This window comes from Kangsaoukella pontilimi (assembly GCF_009830125.1).
GTDB classification, from domain to species: domain Bacteria; phylum Pseudomonadota; class Alphaproteobacteria; order Rhodobacterales; family Rhodobacteraceae; genus Kangsaoukella; species Kangsaoukella pontilimi.
Map to the genome: position 1 here is coordinate 881,597 of NZ_WUPT01000002.1, position 26,471 is coordinate 908,067.

The following is a 26,471-nucleotide window of genomic DNA, read 5'->3' on the forward strand; positions in this document are numbered from 1 at the left end:
AGGCCCATGGAGGGATCGGTCCTCGCGCGCATCGCGGCCATTGTCTTCGTCGCCATCGCGATCACCGCGGCGGTGGTGGAGATGGGCCGGGACGAGGAAGGGCAGGTGGCGCGTCCGGCGGCGCCCCTCATGCCGGAGGCCGATCCCCTGCGCGCCGAACAGCGGCGCTGCCAGGAACTGGGCGAGGCCGCGGCCTCCGATGCCGACTGCCTCGCCGTCTGGGCCGAAACCCGCGACCGCTTTCTCGGGCGCGACCGAACCGGGGGCGAGTGAGCCATGGGCGGCACCGGCGTCATCGACACCTTCCTCGGGGTCTTCACCTCTTACATCGACAGCGGTTTCGGGCTGCTGGGCGGCGAAGTCGCGTTTATCGCCAGCACGCTCATCGTGATCGACGTGACACTGGCGGCCCTCTTCTGGGCCTGGGGCGCCGATGACGACATCATCGCCCGTCTCGTGAAAAAGACCCTCTTCGTCGGCGTCTTCGCCTGGCTCATCTCCAACTGGAACAGCCTCGCCGCCATCGTCTTCGACAGTTTCGCGGGGCTGGGACTGCTGGCTTCCGGCACCGGCTTCTCTCCTGCCGATCTCCTGCGGCCTGGCCGGGTGGCGCAGACCGGGCTCGATGCCGGACGGCCGCTTCTGGAATCCACCGCCGATCTCATGGGCTTCGTCGCCTTTTTCGAGAACTTCATCCAGATCGCCTGCCTGCTCTTCGCCTGGGCGTTGGTGCTCCTGGCCTTCTTCCTGCTCGCCGTGCAGCTCTTCGTGACGCTGATCGAGTTCAAGCTGACGACGCTTGCGGGCTTCGTGCTGATCCCCTTCGGCCTCTTCGGCAAGACCGCCTTCATGGCCGAGCGGGTGCTCGGGAATGTCGTCTCCTCCGGCATCAAGGTGCTGGTGCTGGCGGTGATCATCGGGATCGGCTCGACCCTCTTCGGCCAATTCACCGCCGGGTTCGGGGGCGTGACGCCCACGATCGACGAGGCCATGGCGATCGTTCTGGCGGCGCTTTCGCTGCTCGGTCTCGGCATCTTCGGCCCCGGCATCGCCACGGGCCTCGTCTCCGGCGGGCCGCAACTGGGCGCAGGCGCGGCCGTCGGCACTGGTCTCGCCGTGGGTGGCGCCGCGGTCGCGGCGGGTGGCGGGGTCCTGCTCGGCACCCGCGGGGCCGGGGCGCTCGCCTCGGGCGGGGCTGCCGCCACGCGCGGCGCTGCTGCCGCCACCGGGGCTGCCTCCACCGCCTACAGTCTCGGATCGATGGGCCAGACCGGGGCCGCCGGGGTCGCCTCCGGTCTCGGTGGCGTGGCCCGGGCCGCTGGGTCTGCCGCCGCATCGCCCCTGCGCCGCGCCGCGGCCTCGGCCAGTGACGCCGTCAAGGCAAGCCATGCCGACGGTGCCCGCGCGGGCTTTGCCGCCACCGGCGGCGCCTCCTCGCTCGGCAGCGGGACAGGCACCTCGACCGCCCTGTCCGCCCCCGCAGGCAGCCCACCGGCCTGGGCGCGGTCCATGCGCCGCAGCCAGGCCATGAGCCATGGCGTTTCCGCCGCCACGCACGCGCTGCGCGCCGGGGACAGCCCCGGCTCCGGCGCCTCCGTTTCCCTGTCCGAAAGTGACCGAACATGAGCCTCTTCAAACGCGCCGCCGCGCATTACGGCAAGACCCAAGCCCCCGAGACCCCTTACCAGAAGGCCGCCCAGGTCTGGGACGAGCGCATCGGCTCTGCCCGGGTGCAGGCGAAGAACTGGCGCCTCATGGCCTTCGGCTGCCTGATCCTCGCGGGCGGTTTCGCCACGGCGCTGGTCTGGCAATCGGCGCGCGGCACCGTGGTGCCCTATGTCGTCGAGATCGACCGGCATGGCGAGGCGCGCGCCGTCGAGGCCGCCAGCGCCGGGTATCGTCCGAGCGATCCGCAGATCGCCTGGCATCTTGCCCGCTTCATCGAGGAGGTCCGGGGCCTGCCTGCCGATCCGATCGTTGTGCGGCAGAACTGGCTCCGCGCCTATGAGTTCACCACCGACCGCGGCGCGCTGGCGCTGAACGACCATGCCCGCGCCAACGATCCCTTCACGCGGGTGGGCGAGGACCAGGTCTCGGTCGAGGTCTCGAGCGTCATCCGTGCCTCGCCTGACAGTTTCCGGGTGGCCTGGTCCGAGCGGCACTACGAGAGCGGCCAGCTCGCCCGCACCGAACGCTGGACCGCGATCCTGACCATCGTGATCGACCCGCCGCGCACGGCGGAGCGCCTGCGGGCGAACCCCCTCGGCATCTATGTGAACGCGATCAACTGGTCGCGGGAGATGAGCCAATGACCCGACCGATCCTGCCCCCCGTGCTTCTCGCCATCACGCTTCTGGCCGGCTGCGCCCGCGACCGTCCGCCGGAATTCGCCTATGACGACGCGGTGCCACCCTTGCCGTCACCCCCCGTGACCGCACCCGACGACCGCCCGCGCCCGCTCCATGTTCCGCCCGCCTGGACCCCGAGCCGGGGTGGGGAGGCGGCCGCGACGCCCGTCGCCCAGGTCGGCAATGCCAATGCCGCCGCCCGTGTCGAGCCGCGGCAGGCGGGGTATTTCAACGCGATCCAGATCTATCCCTGGTCCGAGGGGGCGCTCTATCAGGTCTACGCCGCCCCCGGCCAGATCACGACCATCGCACTCGAACCCGGCGAACGCCTGGCGGGCACCGGCCCGATTGCGGCGGGCGACACCGCGCGCTGGATCATCGGTGACACCGAAAGCGGCGCGGGCCGCGACACCCGCGTCCTCGTTCTCGTGAAACCCACACGACCGGATATCAGCACGAACCTCGTGATCTCGACCGACCGGCGCACCTACCTGATCGAGCTCAACGCCAGCGACGAAACCTGGATGCCTGCCATCTCCTGGGCCTATCCGCGCGCGCCCGACGCCCCACGCGTCGCGCCGACCACGCCGCGGATCCCGCCCGCGCATGCGCGCAATCACCGCTACGGGCTGCAGGGCGACAGCCCGCCCTGGCGACCGGTCTCGGTCTTCGATGACGGGCGCCGGGTCTATGTCGTCTTCCCGCGCGGCATCGCCCAGGGCGAGATGCCGCCGCTCTTCGTTCTCGGGGCCGATGGCGAGTTGGAGATCGTCAACTCCCGCATCCACGGCAATGTTCTCATCGTCGACCGGCTCTTCGGAGCAGCCGAGCTGCGTCTCGGACGTGGCCCTCGACAGGAAGTGGTCCGGATCCTGCGGATCGAACCGCAGACCGAGGCGACGGAGGTGCGGCACGATGCGGGGCGGGGGACATGAGCGAGAGATCGACCGACACCGCTGCCGCCATGCGCCTGCGCGCCGATCCGCCGCGTGTCACGCGGATTTCGCGCAAGGTGATCATCGGGCTTGGCGTCGTCGCCGGCCTCGGGATCGGTGCCGCGCTGATCTATGGGCTGCAACGTCCGGACCGAACTCCGGCCCCGGAAGAGCTGATCACCACGGATCGCCGCCAGCCCGCCGATGGTCTCCGCGATCTGCCCGGCAGCTATGACGCGATCCCGCGGCTCGGACCGCCCCTGCCGGGCGACCTTGGCGGCGGCATCCTCGACGCGCAGCAACGCGGCCAGCCCATTGCGGCTCCAAGCCTCGCGCCCCCGACCATGGACCCGGCGGAGCAGCAGCGGCTTGCCGAACTGGAGGCCGCCCGTGTCAGCGACCTGTTCTTCCAGACGCGCTCCGGGACACCTGCGTCCAACGGGTTCCAATTGCCGCCTGCGGCACCCGGAGGTGGAATGGCGGCCACCCCGGAAACCGATCCACGCCAGGCCTTCCTGACCGTGCCGACGGACCGTCGCACCGTCGCGCCCGACCGCGTCCAGCCACCAGCCTCGCCCTGGCTCCTGCAGGCCGGCTCCGTCATCCCGGCCGCGCTGATCACCGGCATTCGCTCCGACCTTCCCGGTCAGATCACCGCGCAGGTCACCCAGAACGTCTATGACAGCCCCACGGGAAGCCTGCTTCTGATACCCCAGGGCACCCGCCTGATCGGCGCTTACGACGACAGCGTGACCGTCGGCCAGCGTCGCGTGCTCCTGGTCTGGACCCGGCTGATCTTCCCGGATGGACGGTCCCTCGTGCTCGAACGTCAGCCCGGAGCGGATGCCGCGGGCTATGCCGGTCTGGAGGACCGCGTCGACAATCATTTGGGCAGCATCCTGCGTGCAGCAGGGCTTTCGACCCTGCTCGCCGTCGGCGCGGAGCTTTCCCTCGACGAGGAAGATCGCCTCGCTCGTGCCCTCCGCGACGGGGCCCTCGACACGATCAACGAGGCCGGGCAGCGCATCGTTCAACGCCAGTTGGAGGTCCCGCCGACCCTCACCATTCGCCCGGGCTTCCCGGTCCGCGTGATCGTCACGCGGGATCTTGTCTTCGCGCCACCCGGAGGCTGACATGACCAAGCTGAAACTCGGACCGATCCCGGACGATAAGCCTGTGAAACTCACCGTGGAACTCCCCGCGGAACTGCATCGCGACCTGATCTCTTACGGTGAAATCCTCGGCCAGGAAGCCGGAAAGGGACCGATTGAACCCGCAAGGCTGGTGGTTCCCATGCTCGAGCGCTTCATCGCGACGGATCGCGGCTTTGCGAAGGCGCGGCGATCCCATCTGAAACGTGAGGTGGCGAAGCAAGGATCATGATCCACAGCTCCGGTTCCCATAAGAACAGTGCCGGCGCAGCCGAACAGTGCTTACGTTGGTCTGTTGATGGATGGTGGAGTTTATGAATTGATTTCCATAACTCGTGAAGTGCCGTGTTCAACACGTGGTCATGTTTCGATCGCGTGATTTCGCGTTCTGCCATAGAACCGGCGGAGCAGCTGCCGATAGATCCGACTACAAGACGTAAACCTACCGACGTATTCGTTCCAATCAGCCAGTTTCCGACATGTCCGCCCTAATGGTTTCTAGGTGCTCTGTCATGAACGCGGACGCACCTTCCGGATCCTGCTGTTCGATCGCATCGACGATGCGTTCATGCTGATCGCTGTGCAGGGTCTGAAACGCCTGCGTTCCGATACGTCGGTAGGTGCGTTCCCATTCCCGCTGCCAGGCGACTCGGCGGCGCACACCCGATAGGTAGTTCAGAAAACCGACCAGGATCGGGTTGCCGGAGATCTGCGCTAGGGCGCGGTGGAACGCGTCGTCCGCCTGTTCGCAGGCGGCCCGGTCACGGGCTCTGCGCCCGGCGCCGACCTTCTCGCGCAACAGCACCACATTGCTGGCATCGGCGAGGAGTGCGGCCTCGGCCGCGACCATCGGCTCGAGCAGCATGCGGGCCTGCATGACATCGGGCGGGGTCGCGCCCTCGATCAAGAGCGTGTCGCGCACAGGCAGCTGGCGCGGCCTCGATCCGCGAAAAGTACCCTGACCGACATGCCGCCAGATCTCGCCGTCCTTCTCCAGCTCTGCGAGGCACGACCGGAGGGTCTGCCGCGAGCAGGTGAGCCGCTCTGCCAGATTACGTTCGGCTGGCAGCCGCTCTCCTGGTGCAAGGTCACGCAGAAACCGACGCAGTTCGGGTTCGATATCCGCCACGGATCGTCTTGGCATGGATGTCTCCTTTGCAGACCAATTTGCAGACCATTCGGGAAAGAAACAAGGACGGGCGCATACCAGCAACGGAGCTTGCGCCATGATGACCGACCTTCTCCTGCTCTGCCTCGCCGGGACGGCTGCGGGCCTGCTCAATGCCGTGGCGGGCGGCGGAACCTTCCTGAGTTTGCCGGCACTCTTCTATGTCGGTTTGCCGCCCGTCGCCGCGAACGCGACCGCGACATTGAGCGCGCTGCCCGGGTACCTGAGCAGCGCATGGAGCTTCCGTGGCGACATGCGCGCCGAGGGGACGCTGGGGTTTGCGGCCATCCTGAGCCTCGCCGCCTTGGGCAGTATCCTCGGGGCGTTCCTGCTGATCGTGACGCCCGGCGAGACGTTCCTCTGGATCGTGCCGTGGCTCCTGTTGTTGGCGACCTTACTGTTCGCGACTGGACCGATGTTGCTGAAGATCCTGCGCCGCAGCGGGACGAGTGTTGCCGGTCCCGTGCTGTCCGGCATCGCGATCCTCGCCGTTTCGGTCTATGGCGGGTGTTTCAACGGGGGCCTCGGGATCATGCTGCTGGCCACGTTCGGCCTGCTGGGGCACGTGGACCTGCACGGCATGAACGGATTGAAGAACGTGCTGTCTGCCTTGCTGTCTCTGGTTTCGGCCGCCGCCTTCGTATGGGCCGGGCTGATCGTCTGGGAGCAGGCCGCCGTCATGGCCGCAAGTGCGATGGCGGGCGGCTATGCCGGCGCCCGGCTCAGCCGCCGGATCGTGCGCACCGACCTCCTGCGTGGGTTCATCACGCTGGTCGGGGCGTCGATGACGGTGGCGTTCTTCGTGATGTGACCGCGCGGGCGGCGGTCAGCCACCCGACCACGGGGTCAGCGCCCGCCGCGTCGCCGGCGCGGGACGCGGACATCGCGTTGACGTTCCCGGTGGACGATATAGGCGCCGGAGCCAAGGATGATCGCAACGCCGAGCCAGGTGAGCCCGTCCGGGAATTCCGAGAACACGAGGAACCCGGCAGCTGTCGCTCCGACGATTTCCAGATACTGGAACGGCGCCAGCGTCGTCGCCTCGGCATGGCGGAACGCCTCGGCAATCAGCACGAAGCTCGCTGCAGCGAAAGCCCCGCAGCCAAAGATCGCGCCCCAGGTCCATGCGGGCCGGGTCAGGGGAGCCAGTTCGACGACATCGGCGGCGCTGAGAGCGCACATGACTCCGGCCATGCCAAGCGCGGCATAGACCGTCGCCCCGCATTGCACCGTGAGACCAGAGCGTGTCGCGCAGGCACGGCGCAACACGATCATGTTGAGCGCATAGGCCGTGGCGGCGACGAGCGGCAGCAGCGTCGCCAGACCGAACTCGGAAAAGCCCGGCCGGATCACGATCAGCGCGCCCACCAGCCCGACGCCCACGGCGGCGTAGCGGCGCGGCCCCGCGACCTCGCCCAGCAGCGGACCTGCCAGCAACGTCAGGATCAGCGGCTCAGCGAAGAAGATCGCGATGGCCGTTGCGATCGGCATCACCGAGAACGCCGTCACGAGGCTCGTCAGCGTGATCATGACCAGCAGCCCGGAGAGTGCGACGACGGGCGAAAACATCGCGCCGCGCAGCCTGTGGCGCAGCAGGACCACGATCGGCAGCAGGCAGAACCCTTGGGCCAGCAAGCGCCACATCGTCACTTCGACGGGCCCCATGACGCCAGTCAGGATTTTGGCAAAGGTATCGCCGACCGGAAGCACTAGCATGGCAAGGGCCATGAAGACCATGCCGGTGTTCGTGGTCGACCAGACGGGCGCGGCGGCGCGGTTCAAGATCAGAGCCTGGCTCATGACATCACCTCACAACGATGGCTCCGGCAGCGGACTGCAGGAGACACGTCCGGGCGTTCAGGACGGAATTCGAAAGATTAAAGGGGTGCAACCGCCGTGACGCCATCACGCCGATAACAGAGACCGGGTAATAAATCGGGGTGCGTCTGTCAACCGTACCTCTGAGACATAAGAAAGACCTGTCACGAATTGTGCTCTTGCATGTAGGAACCGAAGTGAGGTCGAGATTTTCGCACCTGTTTTTCCCCTGAGGCCGGCGGTATCTGTACCCAATATCGCTGTTCTCTGGAATAGATGCCGTCACACCCTTCCGGATTGCAGTTGTGCGACCGATCACGCGTTTCCCTGAGTGGGTCCTCTGTAGTCCTACGGATTTCAAAACTGCGCCACGTTGGTATGCTTGTCTCGAAGTCACGGTGCCAGAGGAGGCGTCGCGCGCAACGCAACCGCACAGGTGCCAGAGAGAATGCGAACAACACGACGACAAATCCTGCGCGGGCCCCTTGCCAGGGGGATCGCCTGGGCACTCGTTTGCGTGCTTGCGCTTGGGCTTCTCGCCGGTTTCGAGCGCAACGCGCGTCTGGCCGACCTGACGGCGGAGAGCGATCGCCTTCACGCGGTCGCCTCGCAACGCGTCGACCAGCATGACGCGCATCTGACGGCCCTGTCGGCCATTGCGGTGGCCGGAGCGGAGCCGCGTCCAGACCTCTTCCGCGAGGTCGCGGGCGCGATCATGCGGTTCTACCCCCGCATCATCGGCATTTCTCTCGTGCCGCTCGACGGGGCGGACGGCGTGATCGAGATCAGGGTCCGCGAGGCCGATCTGCGGGCGCTCATCCGCGCGGCCGCTGACCGCTCGACAGGTGCCCCGGTGCTGGTACGCTATCCCTCCGATCGTCCGGCCTACCTGATTGTCAAACGAAGCCCGAATTCGCAGGCTGCGCGTTACGGGCTTGCCCTCGTGATCGACGCCGCGGCGCTGCTTGACGGGGATTCCGACTATTGGACACGGGCCGAGGCGACACGCTGGCTGGCGCTTCCCGACGGGACCACGCTGATCGGTGCTCCCGGAGACGTGAACGCTCCGCAGTTCACCCGCCCCCTGTCGAGTGGCACGCAGCCGCTTGACCTGAAGACCGCGATCCGCATGACCCTTTCGGACATCCTGCCTCCGGGCCGGGTGGCTCTTGTCCTTGCCGTGATCGCATTGGGCGCCATGGCGCTGCGCGTGATCGGCCGACAACGCGCCAAGGTCCGCGACGCGGAAGCGCGGGCTGAACTGAGCGGTCTCGAGACCCGTCTCAGCCATGCATCCCGGGTGAACGCGCTCGGCGAGATGGCCAGTGGCATGGCCCATGAACTGACCCAGCCTCTGACGGCGATCCTGGCGCAGGCCCAGGCGGCCCGGCACCTCGCCGCACGGGGCGATATCGACCGCGTCTCTGGGATCCTCGAGGAGGTTGTCGGGCAGACGCGGCGCGCCTCCGCGATCCTGGAGCGCCTGCGGACGTGGACGCGGCTGCGCGAACGCAATGCGGAACCCATCGACGTCAGGGACTGCATCGGCGTGGCGGAAAACCTGCTCGCGGGACAGGCCCGGGAGCTAGGCGTCCGCCTCACCCTGACGATGCCATCGAAGCCTCTGACGGTGGAGGGCGATCGTGTGGAGCTGGAGCAGGTGTTGTTCAACCTGATGCGCAACGCGCTCGACGCGGTCGCCGAGAGTGCCGGGGCGCGGGAGGTTGCCGTCGAGGCGTCGCTCGACGGCGCTATGGCAGTGATCGACGTGAGCGACACCGGACCCGGCATTCGGCCGGATGTGCGGGACCGGCTGTTCACCCCCTTCGTGACGACACGAGAGAACGGAACGGGCCTCGGCCTTGCGCTCAGCCAACGGCTGGTCGAGCGGGCCGGCGGCGATCTGACATTGCTTGAGGCTCGCGAGGGCGCCCGGTTCAGGGTCAGCCTGCCGCTGGCCCGCGCCGCCCGGGAGGCCGCGGAATGACCGCGCCGGTTTATCTTGTCGACGACGATGCGGCGGTCCGGGATGCGCTCTCGCTGCTTCTGTCGACCGTCGGGGTCGATGTCAGGGCCTTCGCAGGTCCCGAAGACTTCCTGTCGGCCTTGCCCAAACTCGCGCCCGGTTGTCTGATCCTAGATATCCGGATGCCGGCCATCTCGGGGTTGAAGCTGCAGGAACGCCTGACGGGAAGCGGCGTGGAATGGCCGACCGTCGTGATTTCGGGGCATGGCGATATCGAGGCCTGCCGAAAGGCGTTCCGCAATGGCGCCATCGACTTCCTGTCGAAACCGGTGGACGAGCAGGACCTCATCGACGCCATCCAGAAGGGACAGTCCGCGCTCGGCCGGGCCGCCGAAGCCGACGCCGAGCGCCGGGAAACCATGGCGCTGCTGGCCGGGCTGACGCCGCGCGAGCGGGAAGTGCTGTCGCTCGTGGCGCGCGGCTTCGCGACCCGCGACATCGCCGCAGCGCTGGATGTCTCGCCCCGGACGGTGGAAAGCCATCGCGCGGCGATCGGGGCCAAGCTCGGCACGACCTCGCCGGCCGAGATGACGCGTCTGTGGATCGAGGCCGAGAGCGCTGCGTAGTTCTACGGAAGGATCGGGCCGGCCTACGAATGGGACGGGCTCCCGCGATGGCGTAGGTGTCTCCCCGTCACCCACAAAGGAGAACCGACATGCTCAGAACAACCGCTCTTCTCGCCGCTCTCGCCGCCCCTGTGGCGGCGCAGGCGCAGGATCTGCCTACCATCCCCTATCTGCCGCTCACCATGGCGAGCGACGCTGCGAACGCGGCCCTCGAGGCCTGTGCCGCTGAAGGTCACAACGTCAGCGTCGCGATCGTCGCCCGCGACGGCAACACCAAGGTGCTTCTGAAGGCCGACACTTCCGGCCCGCACACCGCGTCGAGCGCGACCGGAAAGGCCTTCACCTCGGCCGGTCTCGGTCGGGACACGGCCGGGCTTGCCGACTTCATCTCCGGCAACACGGCGAACAACGGCCTGCGCGACATGGACCCGCGTCTCGTGATCCAGGCCGGCGGTCTGCCGATCCGGATCGGTGGCGCGCTCGTGGGCGGCATCGGCGTCGGCGGCGCACCGTCGGGTGCGATCGACGCGGAGTGCGCCCGCGTGGGTCTCGACGCGATCGGCGCCGCGTAACACCAACGGGGGCCGCGCGTGCGGCGCGGCCCCGTCCTCACGAACACCCCAAGAAAGGTAGACCCATGCGCCGTCTTTCCCTGATTGCCCTTTTCATCGCCCTTGCCGGCCCGGTCGCGGCGCAAACCGCCCCCTCCGCAAGCGAAGTCGCGGCCTATGACGGTCTCTTCCGCGCCGCCCATGAGGGCGATGTCGCCGGGATTGAACGAATGGTCGCACAAGGTGCTGACGTCGATGCCCGTGACTCCAGGGGCCGGACGCCGGTGCATGTGGCGGCCTTCGCCTCCGAGGACGACGCGCTGCGCGCCCTGGCTGAGGCCGGAGCCGACATGAACGCCCTCGAACACCGGGCCTACGACGTCGTGACGATCGCCGCCGTCGCGGATGATCCCGAGCTGATGTCGCTCGCCATCGAACTGGGCAACGATCCGGGCCTCGTGACGAGCCCCTATCTCGGCACCGCGCTGATCGCCGCGGCCCATCTCGGTCATGCCGAGGTGGTGCGGCGTCTGATTGATGCGGGCGCGCCGCTCGATCACATCAACAACCTGCACTGGACGGCGGTGATGGAAGCCGTGGTTCTGGGCGATGGCGGCGCCGATCACCAGGCCGTGCTCGACGCACTTCTCTCCGCCGGAGCCGACCGAACCCTTGCCGACCGCGATGGCGTCACACCGCTTCAGCACGCCGAGGCGCGTGGATATAACGAGATGGCCGAACGGCTGAGGGCTCCAGATTGACATCTTCTGATTTCTCGGACTTACCATCTGTTTTTCTTGCCCCATTTACGAAAAGCGGGCAGGAAAGCGGCACTGGTCTGTGATGGCGGCGCTACAACTACTGCTGTCACCAAGGCCGCGTGGCAGGCCAATCGCAAGTCTGCGCCTGCCCTCCTCAGATCGGCGTGCTTGCGACCGAGCACGATGAGTGACGTCACATGTAACCAGCAGAGCGCCTGCGCCAGAACAGCGTCGGCCAGAAACAGCGCGAACCACTGGTCACGCAGACAGCTATCCAACGTGGCTTCCAGAGCCTTACCAGCTCGGGCCACCGGGGTGCACCGGCCGGCGTCTAGACACGACGCAATCTGGTCCGTCTCCATCTGGGGCAGCGCGCGTTGCAACCATCCAACCGTCACCGGACGCTCGGCGGCCCGTTCCGGTCGTCCTTGATACCTCCCGCAGACCTGCGTCAGGTTGGCTGAGTTTGATGCTCATGCCTGAGCGCTTCAACGCGAGATCGTACCCTTCTTCGGGAGACTTCGTAATCAGGGTTGGAAGCCATTTCGACATGAGATGTCCTTTCATCATTTTGAAATGTGAAGGAGGGAATGCTCAAGCGCCTGTAGGCATTCACGGAAGGATAATATCGGCAAGTGTCGAGCGATTAAGATCAGCAAGGAACACCGTTTCGGCTGAGCGCAAACGAGCTTTTAACCGGCACCGACCGTGAAGTGAGCAAGTGTTTGTCTCTGGCTGGAAACACTCGACGAGGGGCTGATCTTCTTCAAGCAGGCGCACCACATCACCCAAACGGATTTCTTGCGCGGGCCTTGCCAGTATCGCGCCGCCACCGCCGCCTCTGCGCGTTTCGACGACACCGGCTGACGACAACCGCTGCATGATCTTGCTCAGGTGATTGCGGGACAGACCGAACTCATCGGCCATCTCGGCCGTGGAGTGGGCGCGGTCCGGCGCACCAGCCATGCGCATCAGCATGCGAAGGCCGTAATCCGTAAAAGATGTGAGACGCAAAGGGCTCTCCACTACATGAATAGGTATTTACAATACCCATTAGCAGGTCTACCTCTTGGTGCAACGGAAAAACCCTCAGGACGCCAGAATGGTCGGCATGCAATCAGAACAACCGCGCATTTCATCAGCACGACCCGAGATGACCCGCGCGATCATGGACAAGACCGGCCTCGATCAAGGGATGCTGACGGATTTGGTACATCGATTTTACGGTAAGGTTCGCGCAGACAGTGTTCTCGGACCGATCTTCGCAAGCCGCATCACCGACTGGGAGCCACATCTTGCGCGGATGATAGCCTTTTGGTCGTCCGTCGCGTTGATGACAGGGCAGTATCACGGTGCACCAGTGCCAGCGCATGCGCATCTGCCGGTATCACGGTCGCATTTCGACCGTTGGCTGAGCCTGTTTCGCGAGACCGCCTATGAGACCTGCCCACCTGCCGGTGCCGCGCATGTGATGATCCGCGCCGAGCGGATTGCACACTCTTTGCATATGGCCGTGGAGGACACGGCTCGCGCCAACTCAAAAACCGTTCCTAACTTACGCTGAAGAAAGGATGCTGCAATGCCTGATACAAGCCCGCCACAAGATCCTGCTGAGCTGACCCGGTACATCGAAACGCGTTATCATGAGCGGCACCGTGAACAGCTGCCCCTGCTTGCCCAGATGGCCGAACGGGTCGAAACGGTGCATTTCGGTGATGATGATGTGCCGGAGGGTTTGTCCAACCTGTTAGAGCGGATGATCGGCGATATGGAAGTGCATATGAAAAAAGAGGAACTGATCCTCTTCCCCGCCATCCGCAAGGGGGGGATGCCCGGCATCGAAAACCCGATTGCGGTCATGCGTGCTGATCACGACAATCACGCCACCGAAATTGCCGATATCCGCCGTCTGACCTGCAATTTGACCTTGCCGGCGGGGGCCTGCGGCACCTGGACTGCGCTTTACACCGGACTGGCAGAGTTCCTCGGCGACCTGGAGGAGCATATGCGCCTGGAAAACGATGTCTTGTTCCCACAGTTCGAGCCGGCTTGAGGGCGCTCGCGAAATGGGGATCACAGACACTGGAAGCCGTTTCGCCTCGCCGCCGTGCCTCGCGGGCGAGATCGCGCCAGACTATTTTGATCCGATGGCGGTGGATCCCGAACAGGCGCGGGACGTGGCGCGATGGCGAGCGTCGGAACGTACGCGACTGCGCGCGGAGCGCCAAGCGCTCAGCGTCAGGGGCCGTGCAGCCGTGGGAAGGGCGCTAGCCGAGCATCTGCGAGAGCTGTTGTTCACGCGCTTTGACAGGGCGCAGGGCAGGGTGGTCTCGGCGTATTGGCCAATCAAGGGAGAGCCCGATCTGCGACCGCTGATGGCCGATCTGCACGCGGCAGGTGTCACACTTGCTTTGCCATTGGTCGAACACAGGGCCGCGCCGCTTGTTTTTCGCCGCTGGACCCCCGACACAATCATGGTGCTGGGGAGTTGGAACATTCCCGTCCCGCCGCCCGAGGCAGATGCGCTGACGCCCGACATAACGCTGGCGCCATTGGTGGGCTGGGATAGCCAGGGCTGCAGACTTGGCTATGGGGGTGGCTATTTCGACAGAACGCTGGCCGCATTGACGCCACGGCCGTTTACCATCGGAATAGGGTTTCACTCCGCCTACCTGACAACGATTTTCCCACAGCCTCACGATATTCCCTTGGACGTCATCCTGACCCAAGAGGGCGTGCAAGTTTCCCGGCAAACACCATGAGCTCCACGGCTGAGCAAATGCGCGCTTGGCGCGGCCCGGCACTGCTCACATTCGGCTTTCGCCCCTTTTTCCTCGGGGCTGCGGTCTGGGCCGTGCTGATCATGGCGCTCTGGGTGCCAATGCTGTCCGGGGCGCTGACAGTGCCAACGGCATTCGACCCGGTGTCATGGCATGCGCATGAATTCCTGTTCGGGTATCTCTCGGCCGTCGTTGCGGGATTCCTGCTGACGGCGGTGCCGAACTGGACCGGGCGGCTGCCGATTGTCGGCTGGCCGTTGGGCGGGCTGGCTGCGCTTTGGGTGGCAGGGCGCGTTGCCGTAGGGCTGTCGCTGCTGCTGCCGCCTCTTGTGGTCGCCGTCGTCGACCTCGCGATGCCGGTTGCCCTTGGCCTGATGATCGCGCGCGAGATTGTCGTGGGCAAAAATTGGAGGAACCTTCTCGTTCTTGGCATGCTGGCTGTGTTCACGCTCGCCAATGCGTTGTTTCATTGGGAGGCCGCGACTGGCTCCTATGCCGCGCAAGGCTATGGCTTGCGCCTGGGGCTTGGCGCTGGCGTGATGATGATCGCCGTTATTGGCGGGCGGATTGTGCCGTCTTTCACGCGCAATTGGCTGGTCAAACGTGGCGATGGACAATTGCCGACACCGCCAATGCAGAAACTCGACAAGGGCGCCCTGCTGCTGCTTCTGGCGGCGCTTCTGATCTGGGTCGCCTTTCCGGATCACTCGGTCGCGGGTCTCGCGCTTCTTCTGGCGGGCATTGCGCATGCTGTCCGGCTAGCACGGTGGGCCGGGCATCGCACGGGACCCGAACCGCTGGTTGCCGTTCTGCACGTCGCCTATGCCCTTGTGCCTCTGGGGGCACTCGCCATCGCCGCAGAAACTCTCCGGCCAGATCTCTTCGGGGCGGCAGCGGCACAGCATATTTGGATGGCCGGGGCGATCGGGCTGATGACGATGGCCGTGATGACCCGTGCCACGCTGGGGCATACTGGCCAGCCGCTGACGGCCGGGATCGGAACGATTGGTATCTATGTCGCTGTGATCGTGGCGGTTCTGGCCCGGGTGAGTGCAGGGGTCTGGCCGTCCGAGGCGGACAGGCTGCACCTGCTCGCGGGCCTTGGCTGGATCACGGGCTTCGGCGCGTTCGTCATGATCTATGGACCACTCCTGCTGCGATTGCCTCCAGACAAGCAGCGCAGAGGGTAAGGATGTGGGCTGGCTGGAATTCACCTTGGCCTGGGTCGGTTTTCTTGTCACACATTCGCTCCCCTTGCGCCCTCCCATACGGCCGTGGTTGCAGGCCCGGTTGGGCCAACGCGGGTTCACCATTGCCTATTCTGCTTTGTCGCTGGCCGCACTGGTCTGGCTGATTGGCGCCGCCGGGCGCGCGCCTGTCGTGCTGCTGTGGAACTGGACGCCGTGGCAGGGGCATGTGCCACTTGCTGTGATGCTGCCCGTCTGCGTGGTCCTGGCGCTTGCCATCGGGCGGCCGAACCCGTTTTCCTTCGGCGGCGCGCACAACGACCGCTTTGATCCGACGCACGCTGGAATAGTTCGGATGACGCGGCACCCGATACTTCTGGCATTGTCGCTTTGGGCGTTGGCGCATGTCGTGCCCAACGGCGATCTGGCGCATGTGCTCTTGTTCGGGTTTTTCGCGATCTTCGCCGCGATCGGCGTGCGTCTTGTCGACCGGCGGCGGCAGCGTGACATGGGGGTGGCGTGGCACCGTCTCCATGCCGAGGTGACCTCCAGCCTTGGGACTGCCAGACCGACGTCCTGGGGCGGGGCGATCGCCCGCGGGATCGCTGGCGTCGCGTTTTATGTCGGCTTGATCTGGGTGCATCCATGGTTGTTCGGCGTCAGCCCGCTGGGCTGAGAAAACCCATAATTGATTCTGATCAAGGCGCGCGTACCAAGATCGGCTACAGTCTCTTGCAGCAGTTGATGGATGGAACCGTATCCGATGAAAACGCTTCGGCAAATCCTGGACGAGAAGGGCACGGAGGTCTTCAGTGTGCCGCCTGATGCCACCGTCCTCGATGCCATCCAGGCAATGGCCGATCATGACATCGGGGCGCTTGTTGTTCTGGATGGTGAGATGCTGGTCGGGATTATTACCGAGCGGCATTACGCACGAAGGGTTTTTCTGAAGGGCAAATCCTCTCCCAAAACCAAAGTCAGGGACATCATGACAACCCCGGTTGTCTGCGCCGATCCCGGCCAGTCTACCGATCAGGGTCTGGCTTTGATGACGGAAAAGAAGATACGTCATTTGCCGGTCATCCGTGAGAACCGGGTCATTGGCATTGTCTCGATCGGCGATCTGGTAAAAAGCAAGATCAGCGACCAGCGCTTCGTGATCGACCAACTGGAGCGATACATATCCGGGTAGCGAGCGCTTTTGTGGTGCCCGGATAACCGGTGACGCCGCGCGTCTCATTTTGAGCCGAATTGCGCCAGATCAAGGTATTCAGTGATTCTACGCGTAAGGTGAGCATGTGCAACACAGGGGAGGTGTGTCTGCCATGACAACAAGCTTGTTCGAGACAACGATTGGTGCCTTCGAAGAACGCCTGGCGCTCAGGCGGAAAATGCTCAACGTCACGGGTGTCACGCTCCCGAAACGGCGTATCCCGAAGGACGTGGAAGACAAAATTCGCGACACCATTATCAATTGCTACGAATGCAAGAGCGGCGACACCTGCGCAAGCTGGCTGGCGACAGCAGAGGATGGCGTGCCGCCGCCCGCGTTCTGTCCCAACCGGGACACGATCCTGCGTTTGAAGGCAGACGGCTACACAAAGGAACCGGGCGCATGACCATTCGCGAGGCACTTGGCAGCTTTTACGCGGTCCGCGAGGCGCGGCTGGGCCAGATGGGAGATATGCTTGATATCACCGGCGCGATGACGGCCCTTGAACGCGGGCTGTGTGGGGACTCGGAGCTTCAGTCAGCCGTCATCAGATGTCTGAACTGTCGGAATGACGAGGCCTGCAAGGCTTGGCTGGCAAAGGCCGAGCACGGCGCTCAGCCACCGTCCTTCTGTCCGAACGCAGCGCTGTTTGACGGGCTGAGACCGCGCTAAGTCACTTTACGCGCCGAGAACGTCCTCGATCCAGGTTTTGGCCGCCACGGCCCGCGGCAAGCCCAGTGTGCCGATCGCCAGTAGCGCCACTTGTGTGAGCGCTGCATTCTCGACGCCCTCGGTCTTCGCCCGGCGGCTGTGCGAGTGGACGGCCCCTTCGGAGGCCGCCCCGATCGCAAGCGCCAGTTTCACCAACCGTTTCTCGCGATCGGTCAACGGACCCGCCTCTGCGCAGGCTGCGCCGAGGCTGGAATAGGCGCTCCAGATTTCGGGGTGCTGCTCTGCAAGGTCACCGGCCGCGCCAGGCATGGATTTTGTCATTGGACGCTCCTCACGTTGTATGATCATCGATCAGGGGATTGGGCTTTGCGAACCGGGCAAGGTCATCGGGATCGACGATTGAGATATGGTTCGAGGAGACCTTTACGCCATAGGGCTCAAGGCCTTTGAAGGCGCGGCTCAGGTTTTCCGGGGTCATGCCGAGAAAGGAAGCCAGACGCCTTTTCTCCATTGTCAGGTCGAACTCGGTCGACCCGGAAAGCGTTTGCTGACGCAGGATGTAGTTGGCCAGCCGCTCCAGCGACGTGCGCAGTTTCAGATCCTTGGTGTTCTTGACGACCGACCGATAGCACTGCGCCAATTCAGTCACGATCGCCCGTGCGAAGGCGGGGTCCTTGGAAAAGATTTGCCGCACGTCCGTGGAAGGAACCAACATGATACGGCTTCTTTCCAATGTGCGGGCGGACATCAGATAGGGAAGGTCGTTGATGGTTGCCGCAAGGATGAAGGTCGAGATCGGCCGCACCGTGGCCATCGAACTCTCGCGGCCGTTCCAGGACGAATAAAGATCGACGGATCCGGTCAGAACGACATGTAGGAAATCAGGCCGGTCTTCTTCATGGATCAGATCGATGCGTGGCGGGAAATTCTGTACATAGGCGCCCCGCATCAGGGCATCAAAATTTGCCTCTTCCATCTCCGCGAACAGCTCGAGCGCGCGAATGTCTTCTTCATACGACTCAGGCATTGCAGACTTCGCGGCTCCCGATCCCTTTTTGACATACGTTTCTTCAATAATTGATAAATGTCAATCAACAGTATGACCTTTGCCGGACCCGAACTTGATCGCCGCGTGCACCGACTTGATAAATCTGCATAATATATTTATTTTGCTGTATTTTTCTGTTTTCTTGATCCAGATCAAGCACCGTTCACGCGACCTCCGCCACACCTGTCCGCAAGCCCGCAAAGGGCATTCTTGCCGTACAGATGCCAGGAGGACATGCCATGGACAGTGCCGGAACCGTCCCAAGATCAGACCAGAACAGAGCCCTCGCGCTCAGCACGATCGCCTTCACAGCCTGTTTTGCCGTCTGGACCATTTTTTCGATCATCGGGGTCGGCATCAAGGCCGAGCTCGGTCTCAACGAGGCTCAGTTCGGCCTGTTGGTGGCAACACCGATCCTGACTGGCTCGATCTCGCGACTGTTCCTGGGGGTCTGGACCGAGAAATACGGTGGACGTCTGGTATTCACCGCACAGATGCTGCTGACGGCGCTGGCCACATGGGCGCTGACATTCGCGTCAACCTACATCATGTATCTGGTCGCGGCGCTCGGCATCGGTTTGGCTGGCGGCTCCTTCATCATCGGCGTGGCCTATGTGTCGCGTTTCTATGATGCGGGCCATCAGGGAACGGCACTCGGAATTTTCGGGGCGGGCAACGTGGGGGCCGCAGTCACTAAGTTCGTCGCTCCCTTTGTCATGGTGGCTTACGGCTGGCAGGGCGTCGCGCATGTATGGGCGGTCGGGCTGGCCATCATGGCCGTCATCTTCTTCCTGTTCGCCAAGGACGATCCGGAATTGGTGGCGCGGCGTCAATCCGGAGTCAAAGCGCCGAGCCTCATGCAGCAGTTCGCACCGCTTCGGAATCTCCAGGTCTGGCGCTTTTCGCTCTATTATTTCTTCGTCTTCGGTGCCTTCGTGGCGCTGGCGCTCTGGATGCCGCACTACCTGATCGATGTCTACGGGCTTGATGTCCGGGCGGCCGGTATGGCGGCTGCGGCTTTCTCCCTCTCGGCCTCGCTCTTCCGCGCCTATGGCGGACATCTCTCCGACAAGTTCGGCGCACGCGCGGTCATGTACTGGACCTTCGGGTTCAGCCTGGTGCTGCTCTTCATGCTGTCGTACCCGCCGACGGACTATGTCATCCAGGGCAAGAACGGACCCATCACTTTCTCCACCGAAATGGCGCTTTGGCCATTTGTCATCACGCTCTTTGTCCTCGGCTTCTTCATGAGCCTCGGCAAGGCAGCCGTGTTCAAGCACATCCCCGTGTATTATCCGCACCATGTCGGCGCGGTCGGCGGACTTGTGGGCATGATCGGCGGCCTCGGGGGATTTGTCCTGCCGATCGGCTTTGGTGCCCTGCTCGAATTGACGGGGATTTACACAAGCTGTTTCGCGCTTCTGTTTGCGCTGGTCGCGATCGCACTCGGCTGGATGCACCTGTCGGTGCGCGCGATGGAGCGGGCGGCGCATGGTCCCGAACTCGATGCCCTCCCCGAACTTCCCGAGATGCAGGAGATCCACTCGCCCGAGAAAACGGCCATGCCCCGGACGCTGACCGAGTGGCAGCCCGAGAACGCCGACTTCTGGCAGCAGAAAGGGCGCGCCGTCGCCCGCCGCAATCTGTGGATCTCGATCCCGGCGCTGCTCCTGGCCTTCTCGGTCTGGATGGTCTGGTCGATGGTTGTGGCCCGCTTGCCCGCCATCGGGTTCGACTTCACCTCGTCCCAGTTGTTCTGGCTGGCTGCCCTGCCGGGCCTGTCGGGCGCGACTTTGCGCATCTTCTACAGCTTCATGGTGCCGATCTTCGGCGGCAGGCTTTGGACAACTCTGTCAACGGCATCGCTGCTGCTACCGGCCATCGGGATCGGCTATGCCGTTCAGAACCCCGAAACGCCCTATCTGATCTTCCTCGCGCTCGCGCTTCTGTGTGGCCTCGGTGGCGGCAACTTCGCCTCCTCCATGGCCAACATCGCCTATTTCTTCCCGAAAGCAGAGAAGGGGAATGCGCTGGCACTGAATGCGGGTCTCGGCAACCTCGGTGTCTCGGTCATGCAATTCCTTGTGCCGATCGTGATCACCGCCGGTGTATTCGGTGCCATGGGCGGATCGCCAGTCACTCTGGATGACGGCAGCCAGCTCTGGATGCAGAACGCAGGCTTTGTCTGGGTGCCCTTCATCCTCGTCGCCACGGCGGCAGCCTGGCTTGGCATGAACGACATTGCCGACGCCAAGGCCAGCTTCCGCGATCAGGCGATCATCTTCAGCCGCTTCCACAACTGGGTCATGTGTGTGCTCTACACCGGCACCTTCGGCAGCTTCATCGGCTACTCGGCCGGGTTTCCGCTGCTGACACGGTTGATGTTCCCGGAAGTGAATGCATTGCAATACGTGTTCCTTGGACCCCTCGTTGGCGCGCTGAGCCGCGCGGGCACGGGCTGGATCAGCGACCGTTTCGGCGGCGGGCGGGTCACCTTCTGGACCTTCGCAGGCATGATCGTCGCGGTCTTCGGGGTGATCTCCTTCCTGCCGTCGGACGGGCAGGGCGGCAGCTTCATGGGCTTCTTTGCCTGCTTCATGGCTCTGTTCTTCCTGACCGGCGTGGGCAACGCCTCCACCTTCCAGATGATCCCCGCGATCATGGGACGCGAGATCCCGCGCCTGATGCCGGAACTCGATGCGGTGGCAAGCCGTAGGCAGGCCGAACGCGAAAGCGCTGCCATCATCGCCTTTACCTCGGCGATCGCGGCTTACGGGGCCTTCTTCATCCCCAAACTCTACGGCACGTCGATTGCCATGACCGGAGCCCCGAATGGCGCGCTCTGGGCCTTCCTCGGCTTCTACGTGATCTGCCTGGTCGTGACCTGGGTCTACTACACCCGGCCCGGCGGGCTTCTCTATGACATTGAACGCGGTCGCGGCACAGGTGCCGCTGCGCAACCTGCTGAATAAGAAAGGACGCCAGATGAGCCACCTGCTCGACAGATTGAACTTCCTCCAGTCCAGGGACCTTGAACAGTTTTCCGATGGCTTTGGCAAAGTCACCCGCGAGAACCGCGACTGGGAAGACACATACCGCAACCGCTGGCGTCACGATAAGGTCGTGCGCTCCACACATGGGGTAAACTGCACCGGGTCGTGCAGCTGGAAGATCTACGTGAAATCCGGCATCGTCACCTGGGAGACGCAACAGACCGATTATCCGCGTACGCGGGCCGACCTGCCCAACCATGAACCGCGCGGCTGTGCCCGCGGCGCAAGCTACAGCTGGTATCTCTACAGCGCCAACCGCGTGAAGAACCCGCTGGTCCGCGGACGGCTGATGAAGGTCTGGCGCAAGATGCGCGAAAACATGAGCCCGATCGAGGCCTGGACCAAGCTGCAGGCCGATCCGATCCTGCGGGCCTCCTACGTGGAGACCCGCGGCAAGGGCGGGTTCGTGCGCGCCACATGGGACGAAGCGACCGAGATCACGGCGGCTGCCAACGCCTACACCGCCAAGACCTACGGCCCCGACCGCGTGTTCGGTTTCTCGCCGATCCCCGCGATGTCGATGGTCTCTTACGCCGCAGGGTCGCGTTACCTCTCGCTGATGGGGGGCGTCTGCATGTCCTTCTACGACTGGTATTGCGACCTGCCGCCGGCGTCTCCGATGACATGGGGCGAGCAGACGGACGTACCGGAAAGTGCCGACTGGTACAATGCGGGCTACCTGCTGCTCTGGGGATCGAACGTGCCGCAGACGCGGACGCCGGACGCGCATTTTTATACCGAGGCCCGCTACAAGGGCACCAAATCCGCCGTCATTTGTCCCGACTATTCCGAGGCCGCCAAGTTCGGCGATGTCTGGCTGAATGCCAAGCAGGGCACCGACGCAGCCTTGGCCATGGCCTTCGGTCACGTCATCCTGCGCGAATTCCACCTCGACCGGCAGTGCGAATATTTCGAAGAATATACCCGCAAGTACTCCGACTTCCCGATGCTGGTAAAACTGGACGAACGCAACGGCAAGCTCGTCCCGGGCCGCTTTCTGCGCGCCGACGATCTGGACGGCAAGCTCGGAGAACAGAACAACCCCGAATGGAAGACCGTCGCCTTTGACGAGAACTCCAAGGGGCTTGTCGCCCCCAATGGGTCGGTCGGCTATCGTTGGGGCGAAGACGGGGAGTGGAACCTCGAAGAAAAGGCACACGAGGCGGACACCAGCCTGAAGATGTCCTTCGTTCTCGACGAAGACCATGACGATGTGGTCGGCGTTGATTTCCCCTATTTTGGCGGGGAGGCGTACGGTCAGTTTGCGACCGACGCCGATCACCCCAACGTGCTGACCCGCAACATCCCCGTCAAGAAGATCAAGACGGCGGATGGCGAGATTTCCGTGGCCACGGTTTTCGATCTGTTCTGCGCCAACTACGGTCTGGATCGTGGACTGGGCGGGGACTGGGTCACCTCGGACTATGCCAATGACATGCCCGGCACCCCTGCCTGGGCAGAAAAGATCACCGGGGTTCCGGCCGATAAGATCATCCATGTCGCTCGGGAATTCGCGGACAACGCCGAGAAGACACAAGGCAAGTCGATGATCATCATCGGGGCCGCGATGAACCACTGGTTCCACATGGACATGAATTATCGCGGTGTCATCAACATGCTGGTGATGTGCGGCTGCGTCGGCCAGTCCGGTGGTGGTTGGGCGCATTACGTGGGGCAGGAAAAACTGCGCCCGCAGACTGGCTGGCAACCTCTGGCCTTTGCGCTCGACTGGAACCGTCCGCCACGCCACATGAACTCGACCAGCGCGTGGTATGCCCATACCGACCAGTGGCGCTACGAGACGCTTGAGGCCTCGGAGATATTGTCACCGACCGCCCCCGAGGGGGATTGGGACATCAGCCTGATCGATTACAACATCCGTGCGGAACGCATGGGCTGGTTGCCCTCGGCACCACAGCTCAAGACAAACCCGCTGGAGGTCGCAAAGGCCGCGAAGGAAGCGGGCAAGGAAATCCCGGCTTATGTGGCCGAGAACCTCAAGTCGGGCGATCTGGAAATGTCCTGCGAGGACCCGGACAACCCCGCCAACTGGCCACGCAACCTGTTTGTCTGGCGCTCCAACCTGCTGGGCTCCTCCGGCAAGGGCCATGAATACTTCCTCAAGCACCTGCTCGGCACCGACCACGGCGTTATGGGCAAGGACCTGGGCGAAGACGGTCGCCAATTGCCCAAGGAAGCCAAGTGGCATGAAGACGCGCCGCGCGGCAAGCTGGACCTGCTGGTGACCATCGACTTCCGGATGAGCACCACGGCGGTCTACTCCGACATCGTTCTGCCGACGGCCAGTTGGTACGAAAAGGACGACATGAACACGTCGGACATGCACCCCTTCATCCACCCGCTGCAGGCGGCCGTGGACCCTGCCTATGAAAGCAAATCCGACTGGGAGATCTTCAAGGCCATCGCCAAGAAGTTCCAGGAGATCGTGCCGGGCTATCTGGGCAAAGAGACCGACATCGTCGCTCTCCCGATCCTGCATGACACCCCTGCCGAGATTGCACAGGACCAGGTGAAGGACTGGAAGAAAGGCGAATGCGACCTGATCCCCGGCAAGACGGCGCCGGCTTACGTGGCGGTCGAACGCGACTACACCGCGATCTATGATCGTTTCACGGCGCTTGGACCCGCGCTCGACAAGCTGGGCAACGGCGGCAAGGGGATCACCTGGAACACGCAGGAGGAAATCGACAACCTAGCGGCATTGAACGGCCTGCAGTTGGACGGAGCCGCGGCCGGACGGCCGAAGATCGACAGTGCGATCGATGCCTGCGAGGTCATCCTGATGCTGGCCCCAGAAACCAATGGCAACGTGGCCGTGAAAGCCTGGGAAGCGCTAGGCAAGGCGACAGGGCGCGAACACGCGCATCTGGCCGAAGGTGAGCATCACCAGAAGATCCGCTTTCACGACATCGCCGCACAGCCGCGCAAGATCATCTCGAGCCCGACATGGTCAGGGATCGAGAGCGAGAAGGTCAGCTACAACGCAGGCTATACCAACGTTCATGAACTGATCCCCTGGCGGACACTGACAGGACGGCAACAGCTCTACCAGGATCACCTGTGGATGTTGGCCTTCGGCGAAGGGCTCATGTCCTATCGACCTCCGATCGACCTCAAGACGATCACCAAGGAGGTGCAGGACGAAGGTGACACCCTTGTGCTGAACTTCATCACACCCCACCAGAAATGGGGCATCCACTCCACCTATACCGACAACCTGTTGATGCTGACGCTGAACAGGGGCGGGCCGGTGGTCTGGATCTCCGAAGTGGACGCCAAATCCGCCGGTATCGTCGATAACGACTGGATCGAGGTCTACAACACCAACGGCGCGTTGACCGCTCGAGCGGTTGTGTCCCAACGGATCAAGGAAGGCACGACCTTCATGTATCACGCTCAAGAAAAGATCGTGAACACACCGGGGTCCGAGAAGACCGGACACCGGGGAGGGATCCACAATTCGGTCACCCGAACGGTCCTGAAACCCACCCATATGATCGGCGGCTACGCCCAGCAATCCTACGGCTTCAACTATTACGGCACCGTGGGCGCGAACCGGGACGAGCTCGTGGTCATCCGCAAAATGAAGAAAGTTGACTGGCTCGACCGCGAAGAGAGCTGGAAAGCGCCTGCACAGGAGGCCACGACATGAGAATCCGCGCACAAATCGGCATGGTGCTGAACCTCGACAAATGTATCGGGTGCCACACCTGTTCTGTCACCTGCAAGAACGTCTGGACGAGCCGGGATGGCGTTGAATACGCTTGGTTCAACAACGTGGAAACGAAACCGGGCACAGGTTATCCGACGGATTGGGAAAACCAGAAGCGTTGGAAAGGCGGCTGGGAACGGACCAAGGCAGGCAAACTGCAGCCTAAGCAGGGCAGCAAGTGGCGCATCCTGTCCAACATTTTCGCCAACCCATCCATGCCGGAAATCGACGACTATTATGAGCCGTTCGACTTCGACTACGATCATCTGAAATCCGCCCCCGAGATGGAGGCGTTTCCGACGGCACGTCCCCGCTCCAAGATCACCGGCGAGCGTATCGAGAAGATTGAGAAGGGTCCGAACTGGGAAGAAATCCTGGGCGGCGAATTCTCCAAACGGTCCGAGGACTATAACTTCGAAGGCATCCAGAAGGAGATTTACGGGGAATACGAGAACACCTTCATGATGTATCTCCCCCGCTTGTGCGAACACTGCCTTAACCCGGCCTGCGCGTCCTCGTGTCCATCGGGTGCGATCTACAAGCGCGAGGAGGACGGCATCGTCCTGATTGACCAGGAGAAGTGCCGGGGCTGGCGGATGTGCGTCTCGGGCTGTCCCTACAAGAAGATCTACTACAACTGGGAATCCGGGAAATCCGAAAAATGCACCCTGTGCTATCCGCGGATCGAAAGCGGCAACCCGACTGTCTGCTCGGAAACCTGCGTTGGGCGCATCCGCTACCTCGGCGTCATGCTCTATGATGCCGACAAGATCGAAGATGCGGCCAACATGGAGAACGAACAGGATCTCTATGATGCGCAGCTTGGTGTCTTCCTCGACCCCAGAGACCCGGTGGTTATTGAGACGGCCCGTGCCGACGGCATTCCCGAGGATTGGATCAAGGCCGCGCAGGAAAGCCCGATCTGGAAGATGGCAATGGAGTGGAAGGTCGCCTTCCCGCTGCATCCCGAATACCGGACGCTGCCAATGGTGTGGTACATCCCGCCACTCAGCCCGATCCAGAACGCGGCGGAAGCCGGGGCGATCGGGACCGATGGTGGCATGCCCGACGTCAAGAACCTGCGCATTCCGGTGAAATACCTCGCCAACATGCTGACGGCCGGAGACGAAGAGCCGGTGGTGCACGCGCTGGAGCGTATGCTGGCCATGCGGTCCTACATGCGGACCAAGACCATCGAGGGTGTGATCGACGAGGCCATTGCGGCCCGCGTCGGCCTGAGCGGTCGCGTAATCGAGGACATGTATAAAATCATGGCCCTTGCAGATTACGAAGACCGGTTCGTCATCCCGACCACGCACCGCGAGCAGGTCGAAGAAGCCTATGACCTGCGTGGCGGCTGCGGCTTTACCGACACCAATGGATGCGGCGGCGGATCAACCAAGGGTTCCCTCTTCGGTGGTTCCAAAAGGCCCCTCAAGATGCCCACGGAGGCGATGTGAT

The 26,471-nt window shown here is 63.5% G+C and carries 29 protein-coding genes; 22 read left to right on the forward strand and 7 right to left on the reverse strand.

What is annotated here, in order from left to right:
• The first annotated feature begins 6 nt into the window (after positions 1 to 6).
• The 6 genes from trbK-alt to GQ651_RS13885 are packed head-to-tail and all read left to right on the forward strand — an operon-like array spanning position 7 to position 4,666.
• The gene (gene trbK-alt, locus GQ651_RS13860) at positions 7 to 273 is read left to right on the forward strand and encodes a putative entry exclusion protein TrbK-alt (RefSeq protein ID WP_160764820.1); all 267 of its coding nucleotides are present in this window, start codon (positions 7 to 9) and stop codon (positions 271 to 273) included.
• A gap of 3 nt (positions 274 to 276) precedes the next feature.
• On the forward strand, positions 277 to 1,626 hold the full coding sequence (gene trbL / locus GQ651_RS13865) for a P-type conjugative transfer protein TrbL (protein WP_160764821.1): 1,350 nt from the start codon (positions 277 to 279) through the stop codon (positions 1,624 to 1,626).
• Positions 1,623 to 2,312: a conjugal transfer protein TrbF gene (gene trbF, locus GQ651_RS13870; RefSeq protein WP_160764822.1), complete on the forward strand. Its 690-nt coding sequence runs from the start codon at positions 1,623 to 1,625 to the stop codon at positions 2,310 to 2,312. The genes trbL and trbF overlap by 4 nt, the downstream gene beginning before the upstream one ends.
• A complete protein-coding gene (gene trbG / locus GQ651_RS13875; RefSeq protein WP_160764823.1) occupies positions 2,309 to 3,283 on the forward strand; it encodes a P-type conjugative transfer protein TrbG in 975 nt (324 codons plus the stop codon). Before trbF ends, trbG begins: the two co-directional genes overlap by 4 nt.
• The gene (locus tag GQ651_RS13880) at positions 3,280 to 4,416 is read left to right on the forward strand and encodes a TrbI/VirB10 family protein (protein ID WP_160764824.1); all 1,137 of its coding nucleotides are present in this window, start codon (positions 3,280 to 3,282) and stop codon (positions 4,414 to 4,416) included. The genes trbG and GQ651_RS13880 overlap by 4 nt, the downstream gene beginning before the upstream one ends.
• Position 4,417: 1 nt before the next feature.
• A complete protein-coding gene (locus GQ651_RS13885) occupies positions 4,418 to 4,666 on the forward strand; it encodes a DUF2274 domain-containing protein (RefSeq protein WP_160764825.1) in 249 nt (82 codons plus the stop codon).
• Positions 4,667 to 4,897: 231 nt separating this feature from the next.
• Here GQ651_RS13885 and GQ651_RS13890 read toward each other — a convergent pair whose 3' ends face one another.
• Positions 4,898 to 5,578, reverse strand: coding sequence for a FadR/GntR family transcriptional regulator (locus GQ651_RS13890; protein WP_160764826.1), 681 nt, complete (start codon positions 5,576 to 5,578; stop codon positions 4,898 to 4,900).
• An 85-nt stretch (positions 5,579 to 5,663) separates the two neighbouring features.
• Between GQ651_RS13890 and GQ651_RS13895 the strand changes: the two genes are divergently transcribed.
• On the forward strand, positions 5,664 to 6,413 hold the full coding sequence (locus GQ651_RS13895; protein WP_160765175.1) for a sulfite exporter TauE/SafE family protein: 750 nt from the start codon (positions 5,664 to 5,666) through the stop codon (positions 6,411 to 6,413).
• Between the two features lie 35 nt (positions 6,414 to 6,448).
• Here GQ651_RS13895 and GQ651_RS13900 read toward each other — a convergent pair whose 3' ends face one another.
• The gene (locus tag GQ651_RS13900; RefSeq protein WP_227258178.1) at positions 6,449 to 7,402 is read right to left on the reverse strand and encodes a DMT family transporter; all 954 of its coding nucleotides are present in this window, start codon (positions 7,400 to 7,402) and stop codon (positions 6,449 to 6,451) included.
• 466 nt (positions 7,403 to 7,868) lie between these two features.
• On the opposite strand from GQ651_RS13900, the gene GQ651_RS13905 reads away from it, so the two are divergent.
• From GQ651_RS13905 to GQ651_RS13920, 4 genes are all read left to right on the forward strand, one after another.
• The gene (locus GQ651_RS13905) at positions 7,869 to 9,407 is read left to right on the forward strand and encodes a sensor histidine kinase (protein ID WP_160764827.1); all 1,539 of its coding nucleotides are present in this window, start codon (positions 7,869 to 7,871) and stop codon (positions 9,405 to 9,407) included.
• Positions 9,404 to 10,012, forward strand: a complete 609-nt coding sequence (locus GQ651_RS13910) for a response regulator transcription factor (RefSeq protein WP_160764828.1) — start codon at positions 9,404 to 9,406, stop codon at positions 10,010 to 10,012. Before GQ651_RS13905 ends, GQ651_RS13910 begins: the two co-directional genes overlap by 4 nt.
• Positions 10,013 to 10,101: 89 nt before the next feature.
• Positions 10,102 to 10,584 (forward strand): GlcG/HbpS family heme-binding protein, encoded by a 483-nt coding sequence (locus tag GQ651_RS13915; protein ID WP_160764829.1) that lies wholly within the window; start codon positions 10,102 to 10,104, stop codon positions 10,582 to 10,584.
• 65 nt (positions 10,585 to 10,649) lie between these two features.
• On the forward strand, positions 10,650 to 11,324 hold the full coding sequence (locus tag GQ651_RS13920; RefSeq protein WP_160764830.1) for an ankyrin repeat domain-containing protein: 675 nt from the start codon (positions 10,650 to 10,652) through the stop codon (positions 11,322 to 11,324).
• 20 nt (positions 11,325 to 11,344) lie between these two features.
• Here GQ651_RS13920 and GQ651_RS19110 read toward each other — a convergent pair whose 3' ends face one another.
• From GQ651_RS19110 to GQ651_RS13935, 3 genes are read right to left on the reverse strand one after another with little or no spacing between them, the layout of a single operon-like run.
• Complete coding sequence (locus tag GQ651_RS19110) at positions 11,345 to 11,686, reverse strand: DUF1403 family protein (protein ID WP_160764831.1); 342 nt, start codon at positions 11,684 to 11,686, stop codon at positions 11,345 to 11,347.
• Complete coding sequence (locus GQ651_RS13930; RefSeq protein WP_319637434.1) at positions 11,619 to 11,894, reverse strand: hexameric tyrosine-coordinated heme protein; 276 nt, start codon at positions 11,892 to 11,894, stop codon at positions 11,619 to 11,621. Before GQ651_RS13930 ends, GQ651_RS19110 begins: the two co-directional genes overlap by 68 nt.
• A gap of 42 nt (positions 11,895 to 11,936) precedes the next feature.
• Entirely contained in the window at positions 11,937 to 12,338 is a 402-nt protein-coding gene (locus GQ651_RS13935) for an RrF2 family transcriptional regulator (RefSeq protein WP_160764832.1), read from the reverse strand.
• Positions 12,339 to 12,426: 88 nt separating this feature from the next.
• Between GQ651_RS13935 and GQ651_RS13940 the strand changes: the two genes are divergently transcribed.
• From GQ651_RS13940 to GQ651_RS13975, 8 genes are all read left to right on the forward strand, one after another.
• Positions 12,427 to 12,888 carry a group III truncated hemoglobin gene (locus tag GQ651_RS13940; protein ID WP_227258180.1) on the forward strand — a complete coding sequence of 154 codons (462 nt, stop codon included), beginning with the start codon at positions 12,427 to 12,429 and terminating at the stop codon, positions 12,886 to 12,888.
• Positions 12,889 to 12,903: 15 nt separating this feature from the next.
• Positions 12,904 to 13,377, forward strand: a complete 474-nt coding sequence (locus GQ651_RS13945; RefSeq protein WP_160764833.1) for a hemerythrin domain-containing protein — start codon at positions 12,904 to 12,906, stop codon at positions 13,375 to 13,377.
• Positions 13,378 to 13,471: 94 nt separating this feature from the next.
• Positions 13,472 to 14,086, forward strand: coding sequence for a 5-formyltetrahydrofolate cyclo-ligase (locus tag GQ651_RS13950; protein ID WP_227258275.1), 615 nt, complete (start codon positions 13,472 to 13,474; stop codon positions 14,084 to 14,086).
• Positions 14,083 to 15,294: an NnrS family protein gene (locus tag GQ651_RS13955; protein WP_160764835.1), complete on the forward strand. Its 1,212-nt coding sequence runs from the start codon at positions 14,083 to 14,085 to the stop codon at positions 15,292 to 15,294. Before GQ651_RS13950 ends, GQ651_RS13955 begins: the two co-directional genes overlap by 4 nt.
• A gap of 64 nt (positions 15,295 to 15,358) precedes the next feature.
• A complete protein-coding gene (locus GQ651_RS13960) occupies positions 15,359 to 15,967 on the forward strand; it encodes an NnrU family protein (RefSeq protein ID WP_406565469.1) in 609 nt (202 codons plus the stop codon).
• Between the two features lie 72 nt (positions 15,968 to 16,039).
• Positions 16,040 to 16,483 carry a CBS domain-containing protein gene (locus tag GQ651_RS13965; RefSeq protein ID WP_227258181.1) on the forward strand — a complete coding sequence of 148 codons (444 nt, stop codon included), beginning with the start codon at positions 16,040 to 16,042 and terminating at the stop codon, positions 16,481 to 16,483.
• 133 nt (positions 16,484 to 16,616) lie between these two features.
• Positions 16,617 to 16,910 carry a DUF6455 family protein gene (locus tag GQ651_RS13970; protein ID WP_160764836.1) on the forward strand — a complete coding sequence of 98 codons (294 nt, stop codon included), beginning with the start codon at positions 16,617 to 16,619 and terminating at the stop codon, positions 16,908 to 16,910.
• Complete coding sequence (locus tag GQ651_RS13975) at positions 16,907 to 17,176, forward strand: DUF6455 family protein (RefSeq protein WP_227258182.1); 270 nt, start codon at positions 16,907 to 16,909, stop codon at positions 17,174 to 17,176. Before GQ651_RS13970 ends, GQ651_RS13975 begins: the two co-directional genes overlap by 4 nt.
• Before the next feature lie 6 nt (positions 17,177 to 17,182).
• Here the strand turns inward: GQ651_RS13975 and GQ651_RS13980 are convergent, their stop codons facing one another.
• Positions 17,183 to 17,497: a carboxymuconolactone decarboxylase family protein gene (locus GQ651_RS13980; RefSeq protein ID WP_093994237.1), complete on the reverse strand. Its 315-nt coding sequence runs from the start codon at positions 17,495 to 17,497 to the stop codon at positions 17,183 to 17,185.
• A 10-nt stretch (positions 17,498 to 17,507) separates the two neighbouring features.
• Positions 17,508 to 18,203 carry a helix-turn-helix domain-containing protein gene (locus GQ651_RS13985; RefSeq protein ID WP_160764837.1) on the reverse strand — a complete coding sequence of 232 codons (696 nt, stop codon included), beginning with the start codon at positions 18,201 to 18,203 and terminating at the stop codon, positions 17,508 to 17,510.
• A gap of 260 nt (positions 18,204 to 18,463) precedes the next feature.
• Between GQ651_RS13985 and GQ651_RS13990 the strand changes: the two genes are divergently transcribed.
• From GQ651_RS13990 to narH, 3 genes are read left to right on the forward strand one after another with little or no spacing between them, the layout of a single operon-like run.
• Entirely contained in the window at positions 18,464 to 21,196 is a 2,733-nt protein-coding gene (locus tag GQ651_RS13990) for a nitrate/nitrite transporter (RefSeq protein ID WP_160764838.1), read from the forward strand.
• Positions 21,197 to 21,209: 13 nt separating this feature from the next.
• Positions 21,210 to 24,950 (forward strand): nitrate reductase subunit alpha, encoded by a 3,741-nt coding sequence (locus tag GQ651_RS13995; RefSeq protein ID WP_160764839.1) that lies wholly within the window; start codon positions 21,210 to 21,212, stop codon positions 24,948 to 24,950.
• Positions 24,947 to 26,470: a nitrate reductase subunit beta gene (gene narH / locus GQ651_RS14000; RefSeq protein ID WP_093994234.1), complete on the forward strand. Its 1,524-nt coding sequence runs from the start codon at positions 24,947 to 24,949 to the stop codon at positions 26,468 to 26,470. The genes GQ651_RS13995 and narH overlap by 4 nt, the downstream gene beginning before the upstream one ends.
• Position 26,471: the final 1 nt, after the last annotated feature.

Coding starts and splice junctions, on each gene's coding strand:
- GQ651_RS13945 (WP_160764833.1), top strand. CDS start 12,904: ATGCCTGATACAAGCCCGCCACAAGATCCTGCTGAGCTGACCCGGTAC.
- GQ651_RS13895 (WP_160765175.1), top strand. CDS start 5,664: ATGACCGACCTTCTCCTGCTCTGCCTCGCCGGGACGGCTGCGGGCCTG.
- GQ651_RS13915 (WP_160764829.1), top strand. CDS start 10,102: ATGCTCAGAACAACCGCTCTTCTCGCCGCTCTCGCCGCCCCTGTGGCG.
- GQ651_RS13900 (WP_227258178.1), bottom strand. CDS start 7,402: ATGAGCCAGGCTCTGATCTTGAACCGCGCCGCCGCGCCCGTCTGGTCG.
- GQ651_RS13905 (WP_160764827.1), top strand. CDS start 7,869: ATGCGAACAACACGACGACAAATCCTGCGCGGGCCCCTTGCCAGGGGG.
- GQ651_RS13940 (WP_227258180.1), top strand. CDS start 12,427: ATGGTCGGCATGCAATCAGAACAACCGCGCATTTCATCAGCACGACCC.
- trbL (WP_160764821.1), top strand. CDS start 277: ATGGGCGGCACCGGCGTCATCGACACCTTCCTCGGGGTCTTCACCTCT.
- trbK-alt (WP_160764820.1), top strand. CDS start 7: ATGGAGGGATCGGTCCTCGCGCGCATCGCGGCCATTGTCTTCGTCGCC.
- GQ651_RS13965 (WP_227258181.1), top strand. CDS start 16,040: ATGGAACCGTATCCGATGAAAACGCTTCGGCAAATCCTGGACGAGAAG.
- GQ651_RS13980 (WP_093994237.1), bottom strand. CDS start 17,497: ATGACAAAATCCATGCCTGGCGCGGCCGGTGACCTTGCAGAGCAGCAC.
- GQ651_RS13920 (WP_160764830.1), top strand. CDS start 10,650: ATGCGCCGTCTTTCCCTGATTGCCCTTTTCATCGCCCTTGCCGGCCCG.
- GQ651_RS13995 (WP_160764839.1), top strand. CDS start 21,210: ATGAGCCACCTGCTCGACAGATTGAACTTCCTCCAGTCCAGGGACCTT.
- GQ651_RS13955 (WP_160764835.1), top strand. CDS start 14,083: ATGAGCTCCACGGCTGAGCAAATGCGCGCTTGGCGCGGCCCGGCACTG.
- GQ651_RS13975 (WP_227258182.1), top strand. CDS start 16,907: ATGACCATTCGCGAGGCACTTGGCAGCTTTTACGCGGTCCGCGAGGCG.
- GQ651_RS13950 (WP_227258275.1), top strand. CDS start 13,472: ATGGCGGTGGATCCCGAACAGGCGCGGGACGTGGCGCGATGGCGAGCG.
- GQ651_RS13985 (WP_160764837.1), bottom strand. CDS start 18,203: ATGCCTGAGTCGTATGAAGAAGACATTCGCGCGCTCGAGCTGTTCGCG.
- GQ651_RS13880 (WP_160764824.1), top strand. CDS start 3,280: ATGAGCGAGAGATCGACCGACACCGCTGCCGCCATGCGCCTGCGCGCC.
- trbF (WP_160764822.1), top strand. CDS start 1,623: ATGAGCCTCTTCAAACGCGCCGCCGCGCATTACGGCAAGACCCAAGCC.
- GQ651_RS13970 (WP_160764836.1), top strand. CDS start 16,617: ATGACAACAAGCTTGTTCGAGACAACGATTGGTGCCTTCGAAGAACGC.
- GQ651_RS19110 (WP_160764831.1), bottom strand. CDS start 11,686: ATGGAGACGGACCAGATTGCGTCGTGTCTAGACGCCGGCCGGTGCACC.
- GQ651_RS13990 (WP_160764838.1), top strand. CDS start 18,464: ATGGACAGTGCCGGAACCGTCCCAAGATCAGACCAGAACAGAGCCCTC.
- GQ651_RS13885 (WP_160764825.1), top strand. CDS start 4,418: ATGACCAAGCTGAAACTCGGACCGATCCCGGACGATAAGCCTGTGAAA.
- GQ651_RS13890 (WP_160764826.1), bottom strand. CDS start 5,578: ATGCCAAGACGATCCGTGGCGGATATCGAACCCGAACTGCGTCGGTTT.
- GQ651_RS13930 (WP_319637434.1), bottom strand. CDS start 11,894: ATGATGAAAGGACATCTCATGTCGAAATGGCTTCCAACCCTGATTACG.
- GQ651_RS13910 (WP_160764828.1), top strand. CDS start 9,404: ATGACCGCGCCGGTTTATCTTGTCGACGACGATGCGGCGGTCCGGGAT.
- trbG (WP_160764823.1), top strand. CDS start 2,309: ATGACCCGACCGATCCTGCCCCCCGTGCTTCTCGCCATCACGCTTCTG.
- narH (WP_093994234.1), top strand. CDS start 24,947: ATGAGAATCCGCGCACAAATCGGCATGGTGCTGAACCTCGACAAATGT.